The following is a 23,389-nucleotide window of genomic DNA, read 5'->3' on the forward strand; positions in this document are numbered from 1 at the left end:
TGATTGCAGGAGTCTGCATGCATATCCACATCCTCGGCATCTGCGGCACCTTCATGGGGTCGCTGGCCGTCCTGGCCAAGGAACTGGGCCACCGCGTGACCGGCTCCGACGCCAACGTCTACCCGCCCATGAGCACCCAGCTGCAAGCCCAGGGCATCGAGCTGATGCAGGGCTACGATCCCGCGCACCTGGAGCCGGCTCCGGACCTGGTGGTGGTCGGCAACGCGCTGTCGCGCGGCAACCCGGCAGTGGAATACGTGCTGAACAAGGGCCTGCCCTACGTCTCCGGCCCGCAGTGGCTGGCCGATCACGTGCTGCAGGACCGCTGGGTCCTGGCGGCCGCTGGCACCCACGGCAAGACCACCACCAGCAGCATGCTGGCCTGGGTGCTGGAACACGCGGGCATGAGTCCGGGCTTCCTGATCGGCGGCGTGCCGCAGAACTTCGGCGTCTCCGCGCGCCTGGGCGGCACCCCGTTCTTCGTGGTCGAGGCCGACGAGTACGACAGCGCCTTCTTCGACAAGCGTTCCAAGTTCGTCCACTACCACCCGCGCACGGCGATCCTGAACAACCTGGAATTCGACCACGCCGACATCTTCCCCGACCTCGCGGCCATCGAGCGGCAGTTCCACCATCTGGTGCGGACCATCCCCGGCGAAGGCCTGGTCATCCACCCGACGTCCGAGACCGCACTCAAGCGCGTGATCGACATGGGCTGCTGGACGCCGGTGCAGACCACCGGCGAAGGCGGCCAGTGGCAGGCGCGCCTGCTCAGCGAGGACGGCTCGCACTTCGAGGTGCTGTTCGACGGCAAGGCCCAGGGCACCGTGGATTGGGAACTGACCGGCCAGCACAACGTCGCCAACGCTTTGGCCTGCCTCGCGGCGGCCCGTCATGTCGGCGTGGTGCCGGAGTTGGGCTGCGCCGCGCTGTCGGCGTTCAAGAGCGTCAAGCGGCGCATGGAGAAGGTCGCCGAGGTCAAAGGCGTGACCATCTACGACGACTTCGCCCACCACCCGACCGCCATCGCCACCACCCTCGACGGCCTGCGCAAGCGCGTCGGCGATGCCAGGGTGATCGCCGTGGTCGAGCCGCGCTCCAACTCCATGAAGCTCGGCGCCCACCGCGACGGCCTGCCGGAGTCCGTGGTGCAGGCCGACAATGTGTTCTGGTACGCACCGCCGAACCTCGGTTGGGACCTGGCCGCCACCGTCGCCAGCTCCACCGTGCCCACTCAGGTGTGCGATTCGCTGGAAGCCATTATCGAGGGCGTGAAGGCCATCGCCACGCCGGGGACCCAGGTGGTGGTCATGAGCAATGGCGGATTCGGCGGCCTGCACGGCAAGCTCGCCCAGGCGCTGGAGGGCTGAGCATGGCCGGAGCCGAACGCGTCACCCTCGCCATGACCGGCGCCTCGGGCGCCCAGTACGGCCTGCGCCTGCTCGACTGCCTGGTGCAGGAAGACCGCGAGGTGCACTTCCTGATTTCCAAGGCCGCGCAACTGGTGGTGGCTACCGAGACGGACGTGACCCTGCCGAGCAAGCCGCAGGCGATGCAGGCTTTCCTCAGCGAATACACCGGCGCCGCGCCGGGGCAGATTCGCGTCTACGGCAAGGAAGACTGGATGGCCCCGGTGGCCTCCGGTTCCGGCGCGCCGAGTGCGATGGTGGTGGTGCCCTGCTCGACGGGGACGCTCTCGGCCATCGCCACCGGCGCCTGCAACAACCTGATCGAACGCGCCGCCGACGTGGCGCTGAAGGAGCGCCGCCAGCTGATCCTGGTGCCGCGCGAGGCGCCGTTCTCCAGCATCCACCTGGAGAACATGCTCAAGCTGTCCAATATGGGCGCGGTGATCCTGCCGGCCGCTCCGGGCTTCTATCACCAGCCGCAGACGGTCGACGACCTGATCGACTTCGTCGTCGCGCGCATCCTCAATCAGCTGGGCATTCCCCAGGACATGCTGCCGCGCTGGGGCGAACACCATCTTGTCAGTGACGAATAAGCTCCTCGCCGCCCTGTTGCTGCTGCAACTGGGCGGTTGCGCCACCGTGAAGACCCTCAATGACGGCCGGCCTGGCGATCCGCTGATCTATGCCGGCACCCGGCTGGACTGGTATTCGCTCAATGGCGGTTGCTGTCCGAAGGACCACTTCGGCACCGACGCGCCGGCCTACCCCGGCCTCGACCTGCCCGGCAGCGCGCTGCTGGATACCTTGCTGCTGCCGCTCTCGCTCGCCGCAGAGCTGGGCATCGGCCTGCAGGTGTGGGGCGGTAACTAGCCGCTTCCGCCCATTGCCGCAACGCCTCCCCCTGTGGAGCGGGCCACGCCCGCGAGCGCGGACTAGGTCCGCGCTCACATGAACGCACGTTGTTGGCCGGCTGGATGGGCATTCCCCTGCAAGGGCGCCTGCCGGCGCCTTCGCGGGCATGGCCCGCTCCTACACGGTGGGGCGTATCCGCCCGGCGATTGCTGCAGACTTCCCCTGTAGGAGCGGGCCACGCCCGCGAGCGCGGACAAAGTCCGCGTTCACTTGAGCGCACATTGCGACCGGATGGATGGGCATTCCCCTGCAAGGGCGCCTGCCGGCGCCTTCGCGGGCATGGCCCGCTCCTACAGGGAGTGCCGATCCCCCGAAAGCAGGGACACGGTGGGGGGTTATTTGCCCAGCTTGCGCAGTTCGTCCGACTCGACGACGCGCACGCCCTTGCCCGGCTCCAGGGCCAGGCGCCAGAGCGCACGGGCCAGGGCGATGGCTTCGATGCCGTGCAGCTTGCCCGGCAGGATGCGCGAGAAGGGCGCGGCGAGCAGTTCGGCGAGGCGGATCTCCTCGCGCTGGCCCAGCAGCAGCGATGGCCGGGCGATGGTCAGTTGCTGCCAGCCTTGCTGGCGCAGGGCGTCTTCCAGTTCGCCCTTGGTCCGGCTGTAGAAGATCGATGACTTGCTGTCGGCGCCCAGCGCGCTGACCACGATGTAGTGCCGCGCGCCCAGCGCGAGGCCGCGCTCGCCCAGGGCCAGCGGCAGGTCGAAATCGACGCTGCGGAAAGCCTCCTCGGAACCGGCCTCCTTGAGCGTGGTGCCCAGGCAGCAGAACACCGTGTCCACCGGCTGGAGCAGGTGCGGGATGAGCTCGGCCAGCGGGCCGATGGGATTGTCCAGGCGTGGGTGCTCCGCCAGCTTCCTTCGGGCCGGGGCGATGACGCGCTTGACCGTGGGCTCGTTGAGCATGCGGTCGAGCAGATGCTCACCGGTCAGGCCGGTGGCGCCAGCTAGCAGGATATTCGTCGGTTTCGAGTACATCTGTGTTTCCCCTCTGACACACCTTCCAGCTTAGTTGTCGCCCTGTCCTTTTGCCTGCGCATCGTTGCTGCCGAGCGCCAGGGCGCCGTGCGTCTGTTGCGCACGCAGGGCCTGCCAGCGAGTAATGACCGCATCCGGCGCCCAGAGTTGCGGCTCCGATGGCTCGAACTCTTCCTCCTTCTCGCGCTTGGCCACGGTGGCGCTGGCGAGCTTGAACGCCTGCCTGAGGTCGTCGGTCTGCTGGAAGGCCTTGGCAAAGAGCGCATCGCCGAAGTAGGTGAAGTCAGCCTCCTCGGAGCAACCGAAGGACACCCGGTCGCTGCGCGCGGCGGTCATGATCAGGGTCTTGTCGTCCTTGAGCGCGGGGATGAAGCCGCCGCTGTAGCAGGCGGAGATCACCAGCACCTTGGTGCGGTCCTTGAGCGGAGCGAGCAGCGTGGCCAGTTCGCTGGCCGGCAGGTCGTCGAGCTTCAGGCCCGGCATGTCCAGCACCAGTTGGTGGTCGTGGGAGCCGTGGCTGGTCAGGTAGATGAACACCAGGTCTTCCGGGCCGCTGCGCTCGGCGATGGTGCGCAGGGTGCGGGCGAGGGTTTCGCGGGTGGCCATGGGGCGGTCGGCCAGGTGATCGCGGTGGTTCACCAGGCGCACTACGCCGCGCGCGCCGAAGCGATCGCCGAGCAGGTTGGCGACGTAGTCGGCTTCGCGCAGGAACACGCTCTGCTTGCCGTCGCCGCCCAGGCTGACGCCGTAGAGCTCGATTGCCGGGGTGGACTGCGGGACGGCAGCCAGGGCTTTCTCCAGCATGGCGCCCTGTTCCAGCAAGCCGACTTCCAGTGGGTTGGGCAGTAGCTTGCCGGCGGCATCCTGGCGCAACTGGCCGGCGCTCCAGGTGCCTTTCTGCACGGTGCCGTCATGGCGGGTGAGGGTGCCGGCGCCGGAGTACTCGCCACGGGCGAAGCCGCCGCTGTAGGTCTGGCCGTCGGCCTTGGTCAGGGTGCCCTGGCCGTCGAAGCGCCAGAAGCGGAAGTCGCCCTTGTAGCGGCTGCCATCGGTGCCGATGAACTCGCCCGGCCCGCTCAGCGCGCCAGCCTTGAAGCGGCCGAACCAGACATCGCCGTCGGCGTTCTGGAAGCGTCCGGTGCCGTCGAACTGGTCGTTGCGGAACTCGCCGGCGTACTGGTCGCCCGCGTCGTCGCGGAAGATGCCCTTGCCTTCGAGCACGCCGTTCTTGAACGGGCCGCTGTACTGGTTGCCGAGGCTGTCGCGGCGGGCGCCTTCGCCATTGGCTTCGCCTCGGGCGAAGGCTCCCTGGTGGTGGGTCCCATCGGCTTGTTCGAGGCTGCCCAGGCCCTCGTAGCGACCCTTGCGGAAGCCGCCGCTGTAGGTGGTGCCGCCCTGGGAAATCCGCCCTTCGCCGTCGAATTCGCCGCGCTTGAACTGGCCCTCGTAGAAGCTGCCGTCGGCATACTGCAGGCGGCCACGACCTTCGAACAGGCCGTCGCGGAACTCGCCTTCATAGCTCGTGCCGTTGCCGTCGTTCCACTTGCCCTGGCCGCTCTGCAGGCCCTTGTCGAAGCCGCCCTCGTACCAGGAACCATTGCTGTAATCCAGCCGACCCGGGCCCTGCAGCTGGCCGTTCACCAGTTCGCCACGGTAGCGCGCGCCGTCGGGCAGGCGGGCGTCCGGGGGTGTCAGCGGTTCGCCTTCGCCGCAGGCAGTCAGGAGCAGGGCGAGGCTCAAGGGCAGGAGTTGGCGTGGCATCGGGACTCTCGAATCGACGGTGGGTCGCAGATTGAGTGTGACGTAAAAAAGCCCGCGGACGCGGGCTTTTTTCTCAACGCTGTGCCAGAGCCGTCAGACGAAGCACAGGCTCAGCGATTCGGCGATGTAGGCCGGCTTGGGCAGGCCTTCGATCTCCAGGGTGCAGCGGGCCTTGATCAGCCACTGGCCGGGGTTCTTCTCGGTGATGTCGGTGATGGTCACCTGCAGGCGCACGCGCGAATCCACCGGTACCGGCTGGATGAAGCGCACGCTGTCGAGGCCGTAGTTGACCACCATCTTGGGGTTCTCCGGCAGGACCAGCAGGCCCTCGCAGAGTTTGGGGATCAGCGACAGCGACAGGAATCCGTGGGCGATGGTGCCGCCGAAGGGCGTCTTCTTCGCCTTCTCCGGGTCGACGTGGATGAACTGGTGGTCCTCGGTGCACTCGGCGAACTGGTTGATGCGCTGTTGATCGACGGTGATCCACTGCGAATGGCCCAGGTCCTTGCCGATGTAGTCCTTCAGTGCGCTTACGGGTACGAATGCCATGTTTCCTCCGGGGATATCGTTGTTCTTCTAGTGCGGCCTGCGTAAGAGTCCGCCAACAGATCAGCATGGGGTCCGCGGCCGGTCAAGCCGCAGCGGCATTCATGCTTTGGGCGAATGCCGAGCCATAGCGGGTGCCGGGCGGGCATAATGGCGGCTCCTTGCGCTGGAGATGTTCCCTGATGTTGCTACGCGGCCTGACCTGGCTGGTGCTGTTCCAACTGCTCGGCACGGGCCTGAATGCTCTCATCCTGCACATGATTCCCGGCCCCATCATTGGGCTGGTGCTGCTGTTCGCCTTCCTGGTGTGGAACGGCGAGGTGAGCAAGCCGGTGAACGAGGCGGCCGCCTCGCTGCTGCGCTACCTGCCGTTGCTGCTGGTACCGGCGGCGGTGGGCGTGATGGCCTACGCGAAGCAGATCGCCGCGGACTTCTGGGCCATCGCCGGGGCACTGGCGCTGTCGCTGCTGGTGTCTTTCGTGTTCGCCGGCTGGCTGATGCAGAAGCTCATCGACCGCCAGCGCAAGCAGAAGGAGGGCGCGTGATGTTCGATTGGCAAGGCGCGCTGAACTCCGTCATCCACCATCCGCTGTTCTGCGTCGGCGTCACCCTGGGCGCCTACCAGCTGGCGCTGGCCGCCTACGAGCGCACGCGCTGGGTGTTCCTGCAGCCGGTGCTGGTGTCGATGCTGATGGTCATCGCGGTGCTGCTGGCCTGTGGCATCGACTACGCGGAATACAGCAACAGCGCCAAGGTGCTGACCATCCTCCTCGGCCCCGCCACTGTCGCGCTGGCGGTGCCGCTGTTCCTCAACCTGAAGCGCATCCGCCAGCTGTTCTGGCCGACGCTGATCACCCTGCTGGTCGGCGGCCTGTTCGCCACCGCGCTGGGCATCGGTCTGGGCTGGCTGTTCGGCGTCGACCACGAATTGCTGATGAGCCTGGCGCCCAAGTCGGTGACCTCGCCGATCGCCATGCTGGTGGCCAGCCAGATCGGCGGCGTAGCGGCGCTGGCGGCGGTGTTCGTGCTGATTACCGGCGTACTCGGCGCCATCCTTGGCCCGGAACTGCTGCGCCGCTTCGGCGTCCATCACCCCGCTGCGCAGGGCATGGCGCTGGGGATGACCGCCCACGCCGTGGGCACCTCCCGCGCCCTGCAGGAGGGCGAGGAGTGCGGCGCCTTCGCTGCTCTGGCCATGAGCCTGATGGGCGTGGCCACCGCTGTGCTGCTACCGTTGGCGGTAGCGCTGATCGCCTGACGAATCGACGGAGTGTCCATGAGTTTCCCGCTGTTCCCCCTCAACACCGTGCTGTTTCCCGGCTGCCGCCTCGACCTGCAGATCTTCGAGGCGCGCTACCTGGACATGATCGGCCGCTGCATGAAGCAGAACGGCGGATTCGGCGTGGTGGCCATCGTCGAGGGCGAGGAAGTCGGCGATGCGCCGGAGCGCTACAGCCTGGTCGGCTGCGAAGCGCATATCCGTGACTGGCAGCAGCGGCCCAATGGTCTGCTGGGCATCCGTGTCGAAGGCGGGCGGCGCTTCCGTGTGGTCTCCGCCAACGTGCAGACGGACCAGCTGACCGTAGCCGAAGTGCAGTGGCTGGACGAGCAGCCCGACCAGCCGCTGACCAAGGAGCACGACGACCTCGCCGCGCTGCTCGAGGCGCTGTCCATGCACCCGATGGTTTCCGCGCTGGAGATGGGCGGGGAGGTCAACGGCCAGCAGGCACTGGCCTGCCAGCTCGCCTACCTGCTGCCCTTTGAGCGCGACCAGAAGCAGGTGCTGCTGGAGATGGACGACCCCACCGTGCGCCTGGCGCGCATCCAGGTGCTGCTGGAGCAGTTGCAGGGCGATTTCATCGCCTGACACGCCGGCTCACCCTGCACTCCGCCTCACACTGTAGGAGCGGGCCATGCCCGCGAAGGCGCCGACAGGCGCCGTTGCCGGGGGAATGCCCATTCAACCTGTCGGCGCGGTGTGTCCATGGAAACGCGGACCTTGTCCGCGATCGCGGGCATGGCCCGCCCCTACAGGGATATATCGGCGCGCTGGGGAGGGGGAGCCCAGGCACGATTTACCCAGGAAAAAACGACAAGGCCCGCAATCGCGGGCCTTGTGCTTTTACGGGCAAGGCGAGCGCTTAGAACGAATCGCCCGGCACCCGTACCCAGCCTTCCATGAGGATGCGCGAGCTGCGGCTCATGATGGCCTTGGTCACGGTCCACTCACCGTTCACCTGTTTCGCCTCGGCGCCCACGCGCAGGGTGCCGGAGGGGTGGCCGAAGCGTACCGCGCTGCGTTCGCCACCGCCTGCGGCGAGGTTCACCAGGGTGCCGGGGATGGCCGCGGCGGTGCCGATGGCCACGGCGGCGGTGCCCATCATGGCGTGGTGCAGCTTGCCCATGGACAGCGCGCGCACCAGCAGGTCGACGTCGCCGGCCTGGACTTCCTTGCCGCTGGAAGTGACGTAGTTCTTCGCCGGCGCGACGAAGGCGATCTTCGGCGTGTGCTGGCGGGTGGCGGCTTCTTCCGGGGTCTTGATCAGGCCCATGCGCAGGGCGCCGGCGATGCGGAATTTCTCGAAGCGCGCCAGTTGCTCGGGGTCGCCATTGATCGCTTCGCGCAGCTCGGCGCCGGTGTAGCCGATGTCCTGGGCGTTGACGAAGATGGTCGGGATGCCGGCGGTGATCATGGTCGCCTTGAAGGTGCCGATGCCGGGGACTTCCAGGTCGTCCACCAGGTTGCCGGTGGGGAACATGGCGCCGCCGTCTTCACCGTCGTCGGATGGGTCGAGGAACTCCAGCACGATCTCGGCGGCGGGGAAGGTCACGCCGTCCAGCTCGAAGTCGCCGGTCTCCTGCACCTGGCCGTTGGTGACCGGTACGTGGGCGATGATGGTCTTCTGGATATTCGCTTGCCAGATGCGCACTACGCAGGTGCCGTTGTCCGGGATGCGCGACGGGTCGACCAGGCCGGCATGGATGGCGAAGGAGCCGGCGGCGGTGGAGAGGTTGCCGCAGTTGCCGCTCCAGTCGACGAAGGCCTTGTCGATGGAAATCTGCCCGTAGAGGTAGTCGACGTCGTGGTCCGGCTGGGTGCTTTTCGACAGGATCACGCACTTGCTGGTGCTGGAGGTCGCGCCGCCCATGCCGTCGATGTGCGCGCTATACGGATCGGGGCTGCCGATCACGCGCATGAACAGCTTGTCGCGGGCCGCGCCGGGCACCTGGCAGCGCTCGGGCAGGTCCTGCAGGCGGAAGAACACGCCCTTGCTGGTGCCGCCGCGAATGTAGGTGGCGGGGATCTTCACTTGGGGTACGTGGGGCATGGGGTACGTCCTGACAGATCAGTTGTAGGAGCGGGCCATGCCCGCGACATCCCCGCGCGGAGGCCGATCGCGGGCATGGCCCGCTCCTACAGGGTTCGATCCGGCACGCCGAGAGGCGTGCCGGAGCCGTTACATCACGCCACGGACGACTCGAGGAAGTCCTTGGCGAAGCGCTGCAGCACGCCGCCGGCGTTGTACACCTTCACTTCGGCGGCGGTGTCCAGGCGGCAGGTGACCGGGACTTCGACCACTTCACCGTTGCGGCGATTGACCACCAGGGTCAGGTCGCAGCGCGGCGAGACGTCGCCCTTGATGTCGTAGGTCTCGGTGCCGTCCAGGCCCAGGGTCAGGCGAGTGGTGCCCGGCTTGAACTCCACCGGCAGCACGCCCATGCCCACCAGGTTGGTGCGGTGGATGCGCTCGAAGCCTTCGGCCACGATCACTTCCACGCCCGCCAGGCGAACGCCCTTGGCCGCCCAGTCGCGGGACGAGCCCTGGCCGTAGTCGGCGCCGGCGACGATGATCAGGTTCTGCTTGCGGTTCATGTAGGTTTCGATGGCTTCCCACATGCGCATCACCTTGCCTTCGGGCTCGACGCGGGCCAGCGAACCCTTCTTCACCTCACCGTTGACCACGGCCATTTCGTTGACCAGCTGCGGGTTGGCGAAGGTGGCGCGCTGGGCGGTCAGGTGGTCGCCGCGGTGGGTGGCGTAGGAGTTGAAGTCCTCCTCCGGCAGGCCCATTTTCGCCAGGTATTCGCCGGCCGCGCTGTCCAGCAGGATGGCGTTGGACGGCGACAGGTGATCGGTGGTGATGTTATCCGGCAGGATCGCCAGCGGCAGCATGCCCTTGAGCGTGCGCTCGCCGGCCAGTGCGCCTTCCCAATACGGCGGGCGGCGGATGTAGGTGGACATCGGGCGCCAGTCGTACAGCGGGCTTTCCGCTTCCTGCACGCTGCCCAGGTCGAACATCGGGATGTAGACCTGCTTGAACTGCTCGGGCTTGACGCTGGCGGCGACGATGGCGTCGATCTCTTCGTCGGACGGCCAGAGGTCCTTCAGGGTGACGGGATTGCCGTCCCTGTCGGTGCCCAGCGGGTCCTGCTCGATGTCGAAGCGCACGGTGCCGGCGATGGCATAGGCGACCACCAGCGGCGGCGAGGCGAGGAAGGCTTGCTTGGCGTACGGGTGGATGCGCCCGTCGAAGTTGCGGTTGCCCGAGAGCACGGCGGTGGCGTAGAGGTCGCGGTCGATGATCTCTTTCTGGATCACCGGGTCCAGCGCGCCGGACATGCCGTTACAGGTGGTGCAGGCATAGGCGACGATGCCGAAGCCGAGCTTCTCCAGCTCCGGCAGCAGGCCGGCTTCTTCCAGGTACAGCTTGGCGACTTTCGAACCCGGCGCGAAGGAGGTCTTCACCCACGGCTTGCGCAGCATGCCCAGCGCGTTGGCCTTCTTCGCCACCAGGCCGGCGGCGATGACGTTGCGCGGGTTGGAGGTGTTGGTGCAGCTGGTGATGGCGGCGATGATCACCGCGCCGTCGGGCATCAGGCCCTGGGCTTCTTCACCCTTGCCGGCCTGCAGCTTGGCTTCGTCGGCGATGCCGCGCTCGGCCAGTGCCGAGGTCGGCAGGCGGCGGTGCGGGTTGGACGGGCCGGCCATGTTGCGCACGACGCTGCCCAGGTCGAATTCCAGCACGCGTTCGTACTCGGCGGTTTCCAGAGCGCTGCTCCAGAGGCCGAGGGTCTTCGCGTAGTTCTCCACCAGCTCCACCTGCTCGGGCTCGCGGCCGGTGAGCTTGAGGTAGTCGATGGTCTGGCCGTCGATGTAGAACATCGAGGCGGTGGCGCCGTATTCCGGGCACATGTTGGAGATGGTCGCGCGGTCGCCGATGGACAGGCTGTCCGCACCTTCGCCGAAGAACTCGACATAGGCGCCGACCACGCGCTCCTTGCGCAGGAACTCGGTGATCGCCAGGACGATGTCGGTGGCGGTGATGCCCGGCTTGCGCTTGCCGGTGAGCTTGACGCCGACGATGTCGGGCAGGCGCATCATCGACGGGTGGCCGAGCATCACGGTCTCGGCTTCGAGGCCGCCGACGCCGATGGCGATCACGCCCAGGGCGTCCACGTGCGGGGTGTGCGAGTCGGTGCCGACGCAGGTGTCGGGGAACGCGATGCCGCCGCGCGCCTGGATCACCGGGCTCATTTTCTCCAGGTTGATCTGGTGCATGATGCCGTTGCCGGCCGGGATCACATCGACGTTCTTGAACGCGGTCTTGGTCCAGTCGATGAAGTGGAAGCGGTCCTCGTTGCGGCGATCCTCGATGGCGCGGTTCTTCTCGAACGCATCCGGGTCGAAGCCGGCGGCTTCCACGGCCAGCGAGTGGTCGACGATCAGCTGGGTCGGCACCACCGGGTTGACCTTGGACGGGTCGCCACCTTTCTCGGCGATGGCGTCACGCAGGCCGGCGAGGTCGACCAGCGCGGTCTGGCCGAGGATGTCGTGGCAGACCACGCGCGCCGGGTACCAGGGGAAGTCGAGGTCGCGCTTGCGGTAGACCAGCTGCTCCAGGGAGGCGGTCAGGTCCGCCGGCTCGCAGCGGCGCACCAGCTGTTCGGCCAGCACGCGGGAGGTGTAGGGGAGCTTGTCCCAGGCGCCGGCCTGGATCGCCTCGACCGCCTCGCGGGCGTCGAAGTAATCCAGCGCGGTGCCGGGCAGGCGCTTGCGGAATTGGCTGTTCACGGAAGAAGTCATTTTTTTATCCACGAAGGCTATTTACGGTCCTTGAGCGGCACGAACTTCAGGTCTTCAGGGCCTGTGTAGTTGGCGCTCGGGCGGATGATCTTGCCGTCGATGCGTTGCTCGATGACGTGGGCGGACCAGCCGGCGGTGCGGGCGATGACGAACAGCGGGGTGAACATCGCGGTGGGCACGCCCATCATGTGGTAGCTCACGGCGCTGAACCAATCGAGGTTGGGGAACATCTTCTTGATTTCCCACATCACGCTTTCGAGACGCTCGGCGATGTCATACATCTTGGTGTTGGACTGCTCGCTCGACAGCTGGTGAGCGACTTCCTTGATCACCTTGTTGCGCGGGTCGGACACGGTGTAGACCGGGTGGCCGAAGCCGATCACGACTTCCTTCTTCTCGACGCGGGCGCGGATGTCGGCCTCGGCTTCGTTCGGGTTGTCGTAGCGCTTCTGGATCTCGAAGGCCACTTCGTTGGCACCGCCGTGTTTCGGGCCGCGCAGCGCGCCGATGGCGCCGGCGATGCAGGAGAACATGTCCGAACCGGTGCCGGCGATCACGCGGGAGGTGAAGGTGGAGGCGTTGAACTCGTGCTCGGCGTACAGGTTGAGCGAGGTGTGCATGGCGCGCACCCACGACTCGCGAGGCTTCTCGCCGTGCAGCAGGTGCAGGAAGTGGCCGCCGATGGAGTCGTCGTCGGTCTCGACGTCGATGCGCTTGCCGTTGTGGCTGAAGTGGTACCAGTACAGCAGCGCGGAGCCCAGGGAAGCCATCAGCTTGTCGGCGATGTCACGGGCGCCCGGATGGTTGTGGTCGTCCTTCTCCGGCGACAGGCAACCGAGCACGGATACGGCGGTGCGCATCACGTCCATCGGGTGGGCCGAGGGCGGCAGGGTTTCCAGGGCGGCCTTGACGCCGGCCGGCAGGCCACGCAGGGCCTTCAGCTTGGCCTTGTAGCCGGCCAGTTCGGCAGCGTTGGGCAGCTTGCCGTGGACCAGCAGGTGGGCGATTTCCTCGAAGTCGCAACGGTTGGCGAAATCCAGAACGTCATAACCACGGTAGTGCAGGTCGTTGCCGGTACGGCCGACGGTGCACAGGGCGGTGTTGCCAGCGGCGGTGCCACTCAGGGCCACGGACTTCTTCGGCTTGAAGCCGGTGGTGGTTTCTGCGGTAGCGCTCATCGCGTGTCTCCTCATCAAATCCGGTTGCTTGTTCTTGTCCCCGGCGCGGCCGGGATATCGGTTCGAATCTGGTTGGCCGGCTCCCGCGCGGGAGGTCGGCCTGGCGTAGGGCGAACAACGCGAAGCGTTATCCGCCCTCACAGCCAATGGTGGATAACGTCTGTGACGTTATGCACCCTGCGCTTCGTTCAGGCCTGGCCCGGACGAAGGGGAAATCACTTCTTGCCAGCGGCGAACAGCGCGTCGAGCTTCTGCTCGAAAGCGTGGTAGCCGATGCGGTCGTACAGCTCGGCACGGGTCTGCATCAGTTCGATCACATTCTGCTGGTGACCTTCCTGGCGGATCGCGGTGTACACGGCTTCGGCGGCCTTGTTGGCGGCGCGGAAGGCGGACAGTGGATACAGCTGGATGGCCACGCCGACCGAGGCCAGCTCGTCGCGGGTGAACAGCGGGGTGGCGCCGAATTCGGTGATGTTGGCCAGGATCGGCACGTTCAGCGCATCGACGAAGCGCTTGTAGGTCGGCAGGTCGTAGGCGGCTTCGGCGAAGATCGCATCGGCGCCGGCCTCGACGTAGCGCAGGCAGCGCTCGATGGCGGCGTCCACGCCTTCGGCCTGGATGGCGTCGGTGCGGGCGATGAGGAAGAAGTTCGGGTCGGTCTTGGCGTCGGCGGCGGCTTTCACGCGGTCAGCCATTTCCTCGACGGAGACGATTTCCTTGCCCGGACGGTGACCGCAGCGCTTGGCGCCGACCTGGTCTTCGATGTGCGCGGCAGCGGCGCCGGCCTTGATCAGGTTCTTGACGGTGCGCTCGATGTTGAAGGCACTGGGACCGAAGCCGGTGTCGATGTCCACCAGCAGCGGCAGGTCGCAGACGTCGGTGATGCGGCGAACGTCGGTGAGCACGTCGTCCAGGGTGTTGATGCCCAGGTCCGGCAGGCCGAGGGAACCCGCCGCCACGCCGCCACCGGAGAGGTAGATGGCCTTGAAGCCGGCGCGCTTGGCCAGCAGGGCGTGGTTGGCGTTGATCGCGCCGATCACCTGCAGCGGCTTTTCTTCGGCAAGGGCTTCACGGAAACGTTGGCCGGCGGTCTTGTTGCTCATTGTTCACCTCGTTCGTTGGCTGTCTTGGCTTGGGCGTCCAGGTAGTGACGCTCCATATTGCGTTTCGAGGCGCCGATGTGACGGCGCATCAGCAACTCGGCCAGTTCGCCGTCACGATCGGCGATGGCATCGAGAATCCGGTGGTGCTCGGAGAAGGCCTGGCGCGGGCGGTTGGGCGTCGCCGAGAACTGCAGGCGGTACATGCGCACGAGCTGGTACAGCTCGCCGCAGAGCATGCGGGTGAGGGTGCGGTTGCCGCTGCCCTGGATGATCCGGTAGTGGAAGTCGTAGTCGCCTTCCTGCTGGTAGTAGCCACGGCCGGCCTGGAACGCCTCGTCGCGCTCGTGGGTGTCGAGCACCCGGCGCAGCTCGTCGATCTCGGCCTGGCTCATGCGCTCGGCGGCCAGGCGGCAGGCCATGCCTTCGAGGGACTCGCGGATCTCGTAGAGCTCCAACAGCTCCTCGTGGCTAAGCGAAACCACCCGCGCACCGACGTGCGGCACGCGCACCAGCAGCTTCTGGCCTTCCAGGCGGTGGATCGCCTCGCGCAGCGGGCCACGGCTGATGCCGTAGGTGCGCGCCAGTTCCGGCTCGGAAATCTTGCTGCCGGGGGCGATCTCGCCCTTGACGATGGCCGACTGGATCTTGCGGAACACGTGTTCCGACAGGGTCTCGCCGTCGTCGCTGGCAGGGGTGGGGAGAATCAGGCTATCGCTCATGGTGTCGACAATCTTCTTGATGTGCGGCGAAAGCTACCCCCGGAAAAGCCTTCGGTCAATCAAGATCTGATGAATTGTCGACAATCGTCTAATGGGGACCTTTGGTTATGCCGAGGCGGGCGCCTCGCTGGGGGCCGTTGTACGGGAGAATGGTGCGCGAGAATGGCGGATATCCCCTCGTCGGCCGCTGTGCCGGCGCGCTGCAGGCCCGCTAGGATCGGGGGAAACGACGGAAGAATCGCCCATGCAACTCTATGACCGCTATGTGCTGCCCCGACTGATCGACTTCGCCTGCGGCATGGGTGATGTGATGAAGCAGCGCTCGCTGCTGGTGCCCCGTGCGCGCGGCCGGGTACTGGAGATCGGCATGGGCACCGGCCTGAACCTGTCGTTCTACGATCCGGCGAAAGTGTCGACAATCGTCGGCGTTGACCCGGCGGCGCAGATGCAGAAGCTCGCCCGCAGCCGGGCCGAGGCGATCGGCATTCCGGTGGACATGGTGGCGCTGGAGCTGGGGCAGATTCGTGCCGACGCCGGCAGCTTCGACAGCATCGTCTGCACCTTCACCCTGTGCAGCATCCCCGATGCGGTGGCGGCGCTGAAGGAAATGCGCCGGGTACTCAAGCCCGGTGGCGAGTTCCTCTTCTGTGAACATGGCCTGGCGCCGGATGCTGGCGTGCGCGCCTGGCAGCACCGCCTGACGCCGGTCTGGAAGCCGCTGGCCGGCGGCTGCCACCTGGACCGCGACATGCCGGGGCTGATCGAATCCGGTGGCTTCCACCTGCGCGAACTGATCCAGGACTACCTGCCGGGGCCGCGGCCGATGACCTACGTCTACCGTGGCATGGCCGACTGACGCGCGGGCAGGCGGTCGAGCACCTCGATGCTGAGGATGTAGGCACTGCGTACGTAGAGGTCTTCCGGGCGCTGGAGCAGCCCCATGTCCGACTGGCAGTCGTTCATGCGCACCACGAAAGGCGCCTCGCCATCGCACAGCGCGCAATAGTCCCCCTGGCTGATCCAGCCCTGGAGCACAGAGGACTCGCGGTTGTGCGCGCGAACCACGACTTCGACCTTGAGCTGATTGTCCATTGCCACATCACTCCACGGCGGGGAAAAGAGGTGGCAGACCTTAACGCCCGTCCTGAATGGTCTCTGTCAGGTTGTTCTGAATGGCCTGTGGGACTATCCCTGGCGCATCAGGCGACCCGGTCGGCCGGGGTGACATTGAGAATGTGCGTGCCGCTGAGGAACAGGTCCTGCACCGGGCCGGTGGGGCAGTGGCGGCTCTGGCAATCACCCAGGCGCACCTCGAAGGGCGCGCGGCCGTCGCGAAGGGCCAGGTAATCCTCGCGGCTGATGCGGCCGTGGAGGATGCGTTGCGGGCGGTAGGGAGACCAGGTCTCCACATCGACCCAGAGACTGTCGGGAGCGAGGTTCATGGCGGTGGTCCGGCCGTTGGGAAAGGGGCGAGTACTCTAGACAGCGGACCAGCGCCAAATTCATCAGAACCCTCCGAGATATTTGTAGGAATTTATTTTTTGGCTGACTGACGGCACCGTCTTACGGCAGCGCCCGGTAGGCCTCGGCCCAGTCCTGGGCGAAGTCTTCGAAGCGCGTCGACGTGGTATTGGCTGGCGAGCGCACCTCCTGCGCCCGAACCCGCCCGCTGCTGATCGCCTCGCCCAGTTCCGCGTAGCACGCGGCAACGCTGGCGGAGCAACCGGCTTCGCGCAGTGCGCTCTCCAGCTCCCGAGGCGAAACCGGTACGTAAGGCAGGTCCGGCCGGCCGATGGCCGCCCCCAGCAGCCCGGTTGCCTGGGCGTAGCTGATATCGCGTTGGCCGAGCACCTCGCGGGTCACGCGGCCCTGCCAGTCGCGGCCCAGCAGGGCGCGGCTGGCGGCATCGGCGACATCCCGGGTGGCGACCATCGGCACCGGCACATCCGGCGCCACCGCATCGCTGTAGCAGTCGTAAGCGCGGACGATTTCCAGCGCACCGTACAGGTTCTCGAACAGCGCGCCGGAACGCAGCATCAGCACATCCACCTCCGGCGGCAGCTCGCGCAGGCGTTGTTCCTGATCGTGCATGCTGATGATCGGCCCGGTGCCGGCGGGCACCTCGGCGCCCACGCTGCTCAGGAACACCACCCGGCGCACGCCGCTGTCACGGATCGCCGCGAGGATCGCCTCGCCCTGGGCAGCCTGCTGCTGGCGATAGTCCTCGGTGTCCGGGCCGTAGGCGAGCAGGGTGTAGACCGCTTCCGAGCCGCGGAAGGCCTTGCTGAGGAAGGCGGCGTCGTGCGGCTCGCCCACGGCGATCTGCGCACCGGCGGCCGCCAGCGGCGCCAGGCGTTCGGCATTGCGGCCCAGGGCGCGAACGGGCACGCCGGCTTCCAGCAGGGTCTGGCAGATTCTCGAACCGGTGCGGCCGGTGGCTCCCATTACGGTAATCATGGCGGTGTCCTCGCTGTTGGCCGTCCCGCGGCGCCCGCCGTGGGTTCGTTGGCCCGGGTTCAGTCTCCTGCCAAAGCGCTGGACGGTTAATGCCTGTAAATCGCTGCTTCATGCTCATTCGTCCAGAACGGCTGGACGCCGTCGGACTACCGGACCAGTCTCAAGACCATGAACGCTCCTACCGCCATTCCGGACCCGACCGACGCCTGGGCTTCCACCGATCCCCTGGGCGAGGCCCTGCATTTCCTGCGCATGAGCGGCACCTTCTATTGCCGCTCCGAATTCACCGCACCCTGGGGGCTGGGTCTGCCGGCCCTGCCGCAGTGCCTGATGTTTCATGTGCTGACCGTCGGCGAATGCTGGCTGGAAGCCAAGGGCGACGAACCGCGCCGGCTGGCGCCGGGCGACCTGGTGCTGGTGCCCCACGGCGAGGGCCACCGGCTGGTGAGCGCGCCGGGCGAAGCAGCGGCGGGGTTGTTCGACCTGCCGCGCGCCTACGCCAGCGACCGCTACGAAGTACTGCGCCAGGGCGGTGGCGGGGCGCCGACGGCGATGATCTGCGGCGCGGTGCGCTTCGACCATCCCGCCGCGCTGCAACTGGTGCGCCTGCTGCCGCGCGTGCTGGAAGCGCAGGTGCGCGACCCCGGCCAGCGCGACTGGCTGATGAGCACCCTGCAACTGATGGAGCACGAAGCGCGGGCCATGCGCCCCGGCGGCGAAACGGTGATCACCCGGCTGGCCGACATCCTGGTGATCCAGGCCATCCGCGCCTGGATCGAGCAGGACCCGGCCGCCCAGACCGGCTGGCTCGGCGCCTTGCAGGATCGCCAGCTGGGCCGCGCGCTGAGCCTGATCCACCGCGACCCGGCGCGGGACTGGAACCTCGCATCGCTGGCCTGCGTGGCGGCGATGTCGCGCTCCGCCTTTGCCGCCCGTTTCGCCGAAAAGGTCGGCATGCCCGCCATGCACTACGTCACCCGCTGGCGTATGCACGTGGCGCTGAGCTGGCTGCAGGAGCGGGAGATCGCCGTGGCCGAACTGGCCGAGCGCCTCGGCTACCAGTCGGAGGCAGCGTTCAGCCGGGCGTTCAAGCGCTTTATCGGCGTCTCACCGGGCAGCGTGCGGCGCGGCCTGTAGGAGCGCGCCATGCGCGCGATCGCGGGCATGGCCCGCTCCTACAGAGAGCTTCCCGCGTTCCGTGAGGCTTCCAGCGCATTGCTTTCGCTGGCCATCAGCCGCTGCTGCAGGCGCCAGAGAAAGGCGGTTTCGTAAGCGAGCATTTCCACGGTCGGTTCGTACTCGGCGCGGCCGACATGCAGGGTGATCCACAGGTTGGATTTGTTCGGTTCGGTGAGCCAGCGTTCGACCCGCCGGATACCGGCATCCACTGCGCTCTGGCAGATCGCCGGCCAGTCGAGGGCGAGGCCCGGTTGGCCATCGGCAGGAGGAATGTGGACCAGAAAGGCAGCGGGAAAATCGTCGGCGCGTATTTGTCGACCCATGACGAACTCCTTGCTCGCCGTGTTTCAGCAGGGCGGGCATCGATTGAGGGAATGGCCAGGAAATCGCCGGGCAGGATCGCCCGGCGATCTGCCGCAAGCTTCAGCGGGGTGCGAGCGCGGGGAGGAGCGCGAGCGACGCTGGAGATCGGCGAAGGGTCTGTCTCAATAGAAGGATGGCGTGGGGAATTCGTGGGTGGGGCGCGGGGGTAAAAGCGGGGTAGTGCATTTTCCATTTGCTCCTGCAATTTAGAAGAGCCGCTCCTCAATGCCATCTCACTGGTAAAGAGGAGGCGGACCGTGCAGGGGTGAGATACCGGGATGCAGGCAACCGGTCGGGCCGTCGCCCGCCCTGCACGGTCCACCATGGAACGCCCTTCGTGAGCAACGTTCACCCACTTCTGAGCCATGGCACTACCGCAGCCTCATCGATCTCCGAGATCTCACTCCCAGGTCACGACAACCGTCGCGACCGGGAAACCTTATCGATGACCGTGCAGGCGCAGCAATGCGCGATCCTACCGGGAATTCCGATGCCCGTGCAGGACAGCTCCTGAGTACGCAGTCGCATTTACGTAGGAAGATTTCTTCGCCTCAGCAGCGAGGCTTCCGGCGACTTCGAAGCCCCCTGTAGGAGCGCGCCATGCGCGCGATCGCGGGCATGGCCCGCTCCTACAGGGTGATGCCGGTGCCGACGGTCGTGCTGCCCCGTAGGGCGAGTAACGCGTCAGCGTTATCCGCCCTACGATTCTGCCGGCGGCAGGAAGGGGTCAGAGCTGGATATCGTCGCGGATCAGCACGCAGGTGCAGCCGTCTTCGTCTTCGCGCCAGTCGTGGAGGAAGTACATCTGGATCTTGCCGCCGTCCATCACCGCCAGGTAGTCGCCCACTTCCGGGACGAAGAAGGCGGAGGTGCCGGGCTGTGCTTCGCACTCGATGCGGACGCTGAAGAACAGCGCCGGGTCGGCGTCGTCGAAGAAGTCTTCGCGCTCGGCGGCGTCCCACTCGATGGGCGCTTCGAAGGGGCCGAGGAAGAGCACCTTGGCGTCGCCCATGTCCAGTTCTTCGGCATCCGGGTCGTTGTCGTCCGGGCGGTAGACGGTGGCGTCCAGCGCGTTGCTGTCGGCGAGGATGGCCTGGCGCGAGGCCATGCGCTGCTGCGGGTCGACGCCGGCGTCGGCGCAGAGCTGGTTCCAGAGGGTTTCGGCTTGGGTGGACATGATGGCTCCCGCTCGTGCGGCCGGTTCAAAGGCCGATAGTGTCCGGGACGGGGCGGCGCAGATCAATGGGAACTGCTCGTGTAGGAGCGGGCCATGCCCGCGAACGCGCCGGTAGGCGCGCTTGCAGGAGAATGCCCATTTACCCGGTCAGCAAGGTGTATTCATGTGGACGCGGACCTTGTCCGCGATCGCGGGCGTGGCCCGCTCCTACAGGTCAGGCACTTGCGAAGCAGGTGCCGTTCATTCGCTTTTCAGACCGTACTTCTTCACCTTGTCGAACAGCGTGGTCTTGGCCATGCCCAGTGCGTGCGCGGCCTGGCTGAGGTTGCCGGCGTGGCGTTCGAGGGCGGTGGACAGCAGGCTCTTCTCGAAGGCTTCCACGGCCTCGGCGAAGCGCGGCTCGCCGGCGTCCGGGCCGAGGTTGCCGCCGGCCAGCACCGGCAGGCCGAGGGCGAAGCGTTCGGCGACGTTGCGCAACTCGCGTACGTTGCCCGGCCAGTCGTGGGCCATCAGGGTGGCGGCGGTGGCGTTGTCGATGGGCGGCGCCGGGCGGTCGAAACGCAGCGAGGACTGCTGCAGGAAGTGCTCGAAGAGCATCAGGATGTCTTCGCGGCGCTCGCGCAGCGGCGGCAGGTTCAGGGTGATGACGTTGAGGCGGTAGTAGAGGTCGCTGCGGAAGGTGCCTTCGCGGCCCATGGCGGCGAGGTCGGATTTGGTCGCGGCGATCACCCGGCAGTCCACGCGGATCAGTTCGTTGGAGCCCAGGCGCTCCAGTTGCTGTTCCTGCAGCACGCGCAGCAGTTTGATCTGCAGGTTCAGCGGCATGCTCTCGATCTCGTCGAGGAACAGGCTGCCGCCGTCGGCGTGCTCGATCTTGCCGATCCGGCGCTTGCCGGCGCCGGTGAAGGCGTGGGCCTCGTGGCCGAAGATTTCGCTGTCGATCAGGCTTTCCGGCAGGCCGCCGCAGTTGAGCGCGACGAAGGGCTTGGGCTGGCGCCGGCTGGAGTCGTGCAGGCAGCGCGCGACCAGCTCCTTGCCGGTGCCGGTCTCGCCTTCGATGAGCACGTTGGCGGAGGTGTCGGCGACGTTGGCGATCAGTTCGCGCAGCGCCTGCATGGCCGGCGAGCGGCCGATCAGCCGGCTTTCCAGGGCCTGTTTGCCGGCGAGCTGGCGCCGCAGCTGGCTGACTTCGCGGGTCAGCGCGCGCTGGGCAAGGGCGCGGCGCGCGGTGTCTACCAGCTTCTCGGGGGAGAAGGGTTTCTCCATGAAGTCGTAGGCGCCGTCGCGCATGGCCTTGACCGCCATGGCGATGTCGCCGTGGCCGGTGATCAGCACCACCGGCAGGCTGGGGTCACGCTCCTTGAGTTTCTCCAGCAATTGCAGGCCGTCCATGCCGGGCATGCGGATGTCGCTGACGACGATGCCGGGGAAGTCGGCGCCGACCTTCTTCAGCGCTTCCTCGGCGCTGCCCACGCTGTCGGTCTCGATGTCTTCCAGGGCTAGCGCCTGCTGGCAGCCGAGGCGCACGTGGGGGTCGTCCTCGACGATCAGGACACGCAGGGATGGGTCGCTCATGCGGGTGTCTCCATGGCGGGCAGCAGCGGCAGGTTCAGCTCGAAGGCGGTGCCGCCGGCCTCCGGGTAGGCCACGCCGAGGCTGCCGCCTGCGGCGGTGGCGAGGCTGGCCGATAGGGTCAGGCCCAGGCCCAGGCCGAGTTCGCCGGGCTTGGTGGTGAAGAAGGGTTCGAACAGGTGCTGGCGTTGGTCCTGCGGGATGCCGGGGCCGTTGTCGCGGACTACCAGGCGGTAGTGACCGTCGCCCTCGCTGCGGCCTTCCAGCCAGAGCTGGCGGTCGGCTTGCGGGCCCATGGCGTCGAGGGCGTTGGCGATCAGGTTGACCAGGATCTGTTCCAGGCGCGTCTGGTCGATGGCCAGCTGCGCGTCGGGGTAGTCGCGGTGCAGGGTCACCGGCACTTCGGAGAGTCGCCCCTGCAGCACCATCACGGCGGCGTCCACCGCCTTGCTCAGGGTCGCCTGGCCGTGGTCGTCGGCGCGCCGGGCGAAGGCGCGCAGGCTGGCGGTGATGCGACCCATGCGGTCGACCATTTCGGCGATGGCTTCCAGGTTGCTGCTGGCGACGTCCAGCTTGCCGCGTTCGAGGAAGCGCACGCTGTTGCTCGACAGGGTGCGCAGCGCAGCCAGCGGCTGGTTGAGTTCGTGGGCGATGCTGGTGGACATCTGCCCGATCACCGCCAGCTTGCCGGCCTGCACCAGGCGGTCCTGGGCCTTGCGCAGGGTGTCCTCGGCCTGCCGGCGTTCGCGGATCTGCTCGCGCAGGTGCTGGTTGCTGGCGCGCAGGTCGGCGGTGCGGTCGGCGATGCGCCGTTCCAGGGCGTTGTTGGCCTGCTCCAGTGCCTCACGGGCGGCGAGGCGGGTGGCGATGACCTTGCGCCGCTCGTTCCAGGCGATCAGCAGGAAGGCGAACAGGGCGAAGCCGACGGCGGCCAGCACGCCGTGCATCAGCGCTTCGCGGCGCAGGTCGGCCAGCGGGGTGAGCAGGGTGAAGTTCCACGGCGTGTCGCTCAAGCTGCGCGTCTGCATCAGGTAGCTGAGCGGCTTGTGGCTGTCGGCGTGCTCGCCGGGTGGGAAGCTGATTTCCTCGACGCCTTCACCGAGAGGTTTGCGCGCCAGCGGCTGCCATTCGTTGAGCGCCCACCAGTAGTACTGCAGGCTGCGGGCGAGGCGTTCCTTGTCCTGGTCGCTGAGCGGGCGCACGGCCTTCAGGCGCAGGGCCGGGTCGCTGGAGAGGATGATGATGCCGTTCTCGTCGCTGACGAAGGCTTGCAGGCGTGCCTTCTCCCAGCGTTCTTCGAGGGATTCCATGCGCACCTTGACCACTGCCACGCCGACGATCTTGCCGCCATGAACGAGGCCGTGGGCGAGGTAGTAACCGGGCTCGCCGGTGGTGCTGCCGATGCCGTAGAAGCGTCCGGGGCGGCCGTTCACCGCTTCCTGGAAATAGGCGCGGAAGGACAGGTCTTCACCCAGGTAGCTGTCGGCGTCCTGCCAGTTGCTGGTGGCGAGCACCCGGCCGGAGGTGTCCAGCAGGTACACGGCGCGGCTGCCGGCGCGGCGGTTGAGGCCTTCCAGGTAATGGTTGACGCGGTCGCGGTGCAGCGGCGTCGGGTCCACCAGCAGGCGGCTGACGCTGCCTTCGAGTTCCAGCAGGCTGGGCAGGTAGGTGTAGCGGCTGATCTCGCTTTCCACGCCACGGGCGTGCAGTTCGAGCTGGCGTTCGCCGGTCTCGATCAGGGTGCGGGTGCCGGCGCCTTCGCTGATGAGGTAGCCGCCATAGCCGAAGCCCAGGGTGAGCAGGAGCAGCAGGAAGGGCAACAGGTAGTTGCGCACGAGGCGTGGCTTCACGGTGAGCGGCGGCGGCAGTGGGCTGGAAGCGCATTGCAGCACAGTCGCCGAGGCCGAACCAGCCCAACGCCGGGGGGCGGCGATGGACTGGCTCGGGTACC

Annotated in this window: 23 protein-coding genes; 8 read left to right on the plus strand and 15 right to left on the minus strand. The window is 67.1% G+C overall.

The features are described 5' to 3' along the window. Positions 1-17: 17 nt before the first annotated feature. From mpl to ABKS89_RS04350, 3 genes are read left to right on the plus strand one after another with little or no spacing between them, the layout of a single operon-like run. Complete coding sequence (mpl, locus tag ABKS89_RS04340) at positions 18-1,370, plus strand: UDP-N-acetylmuramate:L-alanyl-gamma-D-glutamyl-meso-diaminopimelate ligase (RefSeq protein WP_348589627.1); 1,353 nt, start codon at positions 18-20, stop codon at positions 1,368-1,370. A gap of 2 nt (positions 1,371-1,372) precedes the next feature. Continuing rightward, positions 1,373-2,002 carry a flavin prenyltransferase UbiX gene (gene ubiX / locus ABKS89_RS04345; RefSeq protein WP_017521701.1) on the plus strand — a complete coding sequence of 210 codons (630 nt, stop codon included), beginning with the start codon at positions 1,373-1,375 and terminating at the stop codon, positions 2,000-2,002. After that, positions 1,992-2,279, plus strand: a complete 288-nt coding sequence (locus tag ABKS89_RS04350) for a YceK/YidQ family lipoprotein (protein ID WP_138212921.1) — start codon at positions 1,992-1,994, stop codon at positions 2,277-2,279. The genes ubiX and ABKS89_RS04350 overlap by 11 nt, the downstream gene beginning before the upstream one ends. Before the next feature lie 377 nt (positions 2,280-2,656). On the opposite strand, the gene ABKS89_RS04355 is transcribed toward ABKS89_RS04350, so the two are convergent. The 3 genes from ABKS89_RS04355 to ABKS89_RS04365 form a co-directional block, all read right to left on the minus strand. Next, a complete protein-coding gene (locus tag ABKS89_RS04355) occupies positions 2,657-3,298 on the minus strand; it encodes an oxidoreductase (protein ID WP_138212106.1) in 642 nt (213 codons plus the stop codon). A gap of 30 nt (positions 3,299-3,328) precedes the next feature. After that, a complete protein-coding gene (locus ABKS89_RS04360) occupies positions 3,329-5,059 on the minus strand; it encodes a C13 family peptidase (RefSeq protein ID WP_348589626.1) in 1,731 nt (576 codons plus the stop codon). 93 nt (positions 5,060-5,152) lie between these two features. Continuing rightward, positions 5,153-5,608 (minus strand): MaoC family dehydratase, encoded by a 456-nt coding sequence (locus tag ABKS89_RS04365; protein WP_045217066.1) that lies wholly within the window; start codon positions 5,606-5,608, stop codon positions 5,153-5,155. A gap of 179 nt (positions 5,609-5,787) precedes the next feature. Between ABKS89_RS04365 and ABKS89_RS04370 the strand changes: the two genes are divergently transcribed. Genes ABKS89_RS04370 through ABKS89_RS04380 form a run of 3 tightly spaced genes read left to right on the plus strand, consistent with a single transcriptional unit; the run spans position 5,788 to position 7,472 of the window. Next, positions 5,788-6,150 (plus strand): CidA/LrgA family protein, encoded by a 363-nt coding sequence (locus ABKS89_RS04370; RefSeq protein WP_045217069.1) that lies wholly within the window; start codon positions 5,788-5,790, stop codon positions 6,148-6,150. After that, the gene (locus ABKS89_RS04375) at positions 6,150-6,863 is read left to right on the plus strand and encodes an LrgB family protein (protein ID WP_138212109.1); all 714 of its coding nucleotides are present in this window, start codon (positions 6,150-6,152) and stop codon (positions 6,861-6,863) included. Before ABKS89_RS04370 ends, ABKS89_RS04375 begins: the two co-directional genes overlap by 1 nt. A gap of 18 nt (positions 6,864-6,881) precedes the next feature. Beyond that, positions 6,882-7,472, plus strand: a complete 591-nt coding sequence (locus tag ABKS89_RS04380) for an LON peptidase substrate-binding domain-containing protein (RefSeq protein WP_138212110.1) — start codon at positions 6,882-6,884, stop codon at positions 7,470-7,472. Between the two features lie 274 nt (positions 7,473-7,746). Here the strand turns inward: ABKS89_RS04380 and prpF are convergent, their stop codons facing one another. From prpF to ABKS89_RS04405, 5 genes are all read right to left on the minus strand, one after another. After that, positions 7,747-8,934, minus strand: a complete 1,188-nt coding sequence (gene prpF / locus ABKS89_RS04385; RefSeq protein WP_348589625.1) for a 2-methylaconitate cis-trans isomerase PrpF — start codon at positions 8,932-8,934, stop codon at positions 7,747-7,749. A gap of 134 nt (positions 8,935-9,068) precedes the next feature. Continuing rightward, entirely contained in the window at positions 9,069-11,678 is a 2,610-nt protein-coding gene (gene acnD, locus ABKS89_RS04390) for a Fe/S-dependent 2-methylisocitrate dehydratase AcnD (RefSeq protein ID WP_171039337.1), read from the minus strand. A 29-nt stretch (positions 11,679-11,707) separates the two neighbouring features. Next, a complete protein-coding gene (gene prpC, locus ABKS89_RS04395; protein WP_138212113.1) occupies positions 11,708-12,868 on the minus strand; it encodes a bifunctional 2-methylcitrate synthase/citrate synthase in 1,161 nt (386 codons plus the stop codon). Positions 12,869-13,083: 215 nt separating this feature from the next. Next, positions 13,084-13,971 (minus strand): methylisocitrate lyase, encoded by an 888-nt coding sequence (prpB, locus tag ABKS89_RS04400; protein ID WP_138212114.1) that lies wholly within the window; start codon positions 13,969-13,971, stop codon positions 13,084-13,086. Then, positions 13,968-14,690, minus strand: coding sequence for a GntR family transcriptional regulator (locus ABKS89_RS04405; protein WP_081517269.1), 723 nt, complete (start codon positions 14,688-14,690; stop codon positions 13,968-13,970). Before ABKS89_RS04405 ends, prpB begins: the two co-directional genes overlap by 4 nt. A gap of 244 nt (positions 14,691-14,934) precedes the next feature. Between ABKS89_RS04405 and ABKS89_RS04410 the strand changes: the two genes are divergently transcribed. Further along, positions 14,935-15,546 carry a class I SAM-dependent methyltransferase gene (locus ABKS89_RS04410; RefSeq protein WP_138212115.1) on the plus strand — a complete coding sequence of 204 codons (612 nt, stop codon included), beginning with the start codon at positions 14,935-14,937 and terminating at the stop codon, positions 15,544-15,546. On the opposite strand, the gene ABKS89_RS04415 is transcribed toward ABKS89_RS04410, so the two are convergent. The 3 genes from ABKS89_RS04415 to ABKS89_RS04425 form a co-directional block, all read right to left on the minus strand. Beyond that, entirely contained in the window at positions 15,525-15,782 is a 258-nt protein-coding gene (locus ABKS89_RS04415; protein ID WP_348588169.1) for a hypothetical protein, read from the minus strand. The two genes, ABKS89_RS04410 and ABKS89_RS04415, sit on opposite strands and share 22 nt — an antisense overlap. A 107-nt stretch (positions 15,783-15,889) precedes the next feature. Further along, a complete protein-coding gene (locus ABKS89_RS04420; protein ID WP_348588168.1) occupies positions 15,890-16,132 on the minus strand; it encodes a hypothetical protein in 243 nt (80 codons plus the stop codon). Positions 16,133-16,253: 121 nt separating this feature from the next. After that, positions 16,254-17,147, minus strand: coding sequence for an NmrA family NAD(P)-binding protein (locus ABKS89_RS04425; RefSeq protein ID WP_348588167.1), 894 nt, complete (start codon positions 17,145-17,147; stop codon positions 16,254-16,256). A gap of 168 nt (positions 17,148-17,315) precedes the next feature. Between ABKS89_RS04425 and ABKS89_RS04430 the strand changes: the two genes are divergently transcribed. Beyond that, the gene (locus ABKS89_RS04430) at positions 17,316-18,284 is read left to right on the plus strand and encodes an AraC family transcriptional regulator (RefSeq protein ID WP_348588166.1); all 969 of its coding nucleotides are present in this window, start codon (positions 17,316-17,318) and stop codon (positions 18,282-18,284) included. 38 nt (positions 18,285-18,322) lie between these two features. On the opposite strand, the gene ABKS89_RS04435 is transcribed toward ABKS89_RS04430, so the two are convergent. The 4 genes from ABKS89_RS04435 to ABKS89_RS04450 all read right to left on the minus strand — a co-directional run bounded on the left by ABKS89_RS04435 (position 18,323) and on the right by ABKS89_RS04450 (position 23,330). After that, positions 18,323-18,649 (minus strand): LasR-specific antiactivator QslA, encoded by a 327-nt coding sequence (locus ABKS89_RS04435; RefSeq protein WP_348588165.1) that lies wholly within the window; start codon positions 18,647-18,649, stop codon positions 18,323-18,325. 767 nt (positions 18,650-19,416) lie between these two features. After that, positions 19,417-19,866: a hypothetical protein gene (locus ABKS89_RS04440; RefSeq protein WP_138212121.1), complete on the minus strand. Its 450-nt coding sequence runs from the start codon at positions 19,864-19,866 to the stop codon at positions 19,417-19,419. Between the two features lie 240 nt (positions 19,867-20,106). Further along, a complete protein-coding gene (aauR, locus tag ABKS89_RS04445; RefSeq protein WP_138212122.1) occupies positions 20,107-21,441 on the minus strand; it encodes a two-component response regulator AauR in 1,335 nt (444 codons plus the stop codon). Then, positions 21,438-23,330: a sensor histidine kinase gene (locus ABKS89_RS04450; protein WP_138212922.1), complete on the minus strand. Its 1,893-nt coding sequence runs from the start codon at positions 23,328-23,330 to the stop codon at positions 21,438-21,440. Before ABKS89_RS04450 ends, aauR begins: the two co-directional genes overlap by 4 nt. Positions 23,331-23,389 lie beyond the last annotated feature (59 nt).

The sequence above is a fragment of the Pseudomonas sp. LABIM340 genome, assembly GCF_040017195.2.
Taxonomy (GTDB): domain Bacteria; phylum Pseudomonadota; class Gammaproteobacteria; order Pseudomonadales; family Pseudomonadaceae; genus Pseudomonas.

Excerpts from the sequence above, each read along its gene's own strand:
- prpC (WP_138212113.1), bottom strand. The coding sequence starts at position 12,868 with ATGAGCGCTACCGCAGAAACCACCACCGGCTTCAAGCCGAAGAAGTCC.
- ABKS89_RS04435 (WP_348588165.1), bottom strand. The coding sequence starts at position 18,649 with ATGGGTCGACAAATACGCGCCGACGATTTTCCCGCTGCCTTTCTGGTC.
- prpF (WP_348589625.1), bottom strand. The coding sequence starts at position 8,934 with ATGCCCCACGTACCCCAAGTGAAGATCCCCGCCACCTACATTCGCGGC.
- aauR (WP_138212122.1), bottom strand. The coding sequence starts at position 21,441 with ATGAGCGACCCATCCCTGCGTGTCCTGATCGTCGAGGACGACCCCCAC.
- ABKS89_RS04420 (WP_348588168.1), bottom strand. The coding sequence starts at position 16,132 with ATGAACCTCGCTCCCGACAGTCTCTGGGTCGATGTGGAGACCTGGTCT.
- ABKS89_RS04410 (WP_138212115.1), top strand. The coding sequence starts at position 14,935 with ATGCAACTCTATGACCGCTATGTGCTGCCCCGACTGATCGACTTCGCC.
- ubiX (WP_017521701.1), top strand. The coding sequence starts at position 1,373 with ATGGCCGGAGCCGAACGCGTCACCCTCGCCATGACCGGCGCCTCGGGC.
- ABKS89_RS04405 (WP_081517269.1), bottom strand. The coding sequence starts at position 14,690 with ATGAGCGATAGCCTGATTCTCCCCACCCCTGCCAGCGACGACGGCGAG.
- ABKS89_RS04415 (WP_348588169.1), bottom strand. The coding sequence starts at position 15,782 with ATGGACAATCAGCTCAAGGTCGAAGTCGTGGTTCGCGCGCACAACCGC.
- ABKS89_RS04365 (WP_045217066.1), bottom strand. The coding sequence starts at position 5,608 with ATGGCATTCGTACCCGTAAGCGCACTGAAGGACTACATCGGCAAGGAC.
- prpB (WP_138212114.1), bottom strand. The coding sequence starts at position 13,971 with ATGAGCAACAAGACCGCCGGCCAACGTTTCCGTGAAGCCCTTGCCGAA.
- ABKS89_RS04375 (WP_138212109.1), top strand. The coding sequence starts at position 6,150 with ATGTTCGATTGGCAAGGCGCGCTGAACTCCGTCATCCACCATCCGCTG.
- mpl (WP_348589627.1), top strand. The coding sequence starts at position 18 with ATGCATATCCACATCCTCGGCATCTGCGGCACCTTCATGGGGTCGCTG.
- ABKS89_RS04355 (WP_138212106.1), bottom strand. The coding sequence starts at position 3,298 with ATGTACTCGAAACCGACGAATATCCTGCTAGCTGGCGCCACCGGCCTG.
- ABKS89_RS04380 (WP_138212110.1), top strand. The coding sequence starts at position 6,882 with ATGAGTTTCCCGCTGTTCCCCCTCAACACCGTGCTGTTTCCCGGCTGC.
- ABKS89_RS04425 (WP_348588167.1), bottom strand. The coding sequence starts at position 17,147 with ATGATTACCGTAATGGGAGCCACCGGCCGCACCGGTTCGAGAATCTGC.
- ABKS89_RS04440 (WP_138212121.1), bottom strand. The coding sequence starts at position 19,866 with ATGTCCACCCAAGCCGAAACCCTCTGGAACCAGCTCTGCGCCGACGCC.
- ABKS89_RS04360 (WP_348589626.1), bottom strand. The coding sequence starts at position 5,059 with ATGCCACGCCAACTCCTGCCCTTGAGCCTCGCCCTGCTCCTGACTGCC.
- ABKS89_RS04430 (WP_348588166.1), top strand. The coding sequence starts at position 17,316 with ATGAACGCTCCTACCGCCATTCCGGACCCGACCGACGCCTGGGCTTCC.
- ABKS89_RS04370 (WP_045217069.1), top strand. The coding sequence starts at position 5,788 with ATGTTGCTACGCGGCCTGACCTGGCTGGTGCTGTTCCAACTGCTCGGC.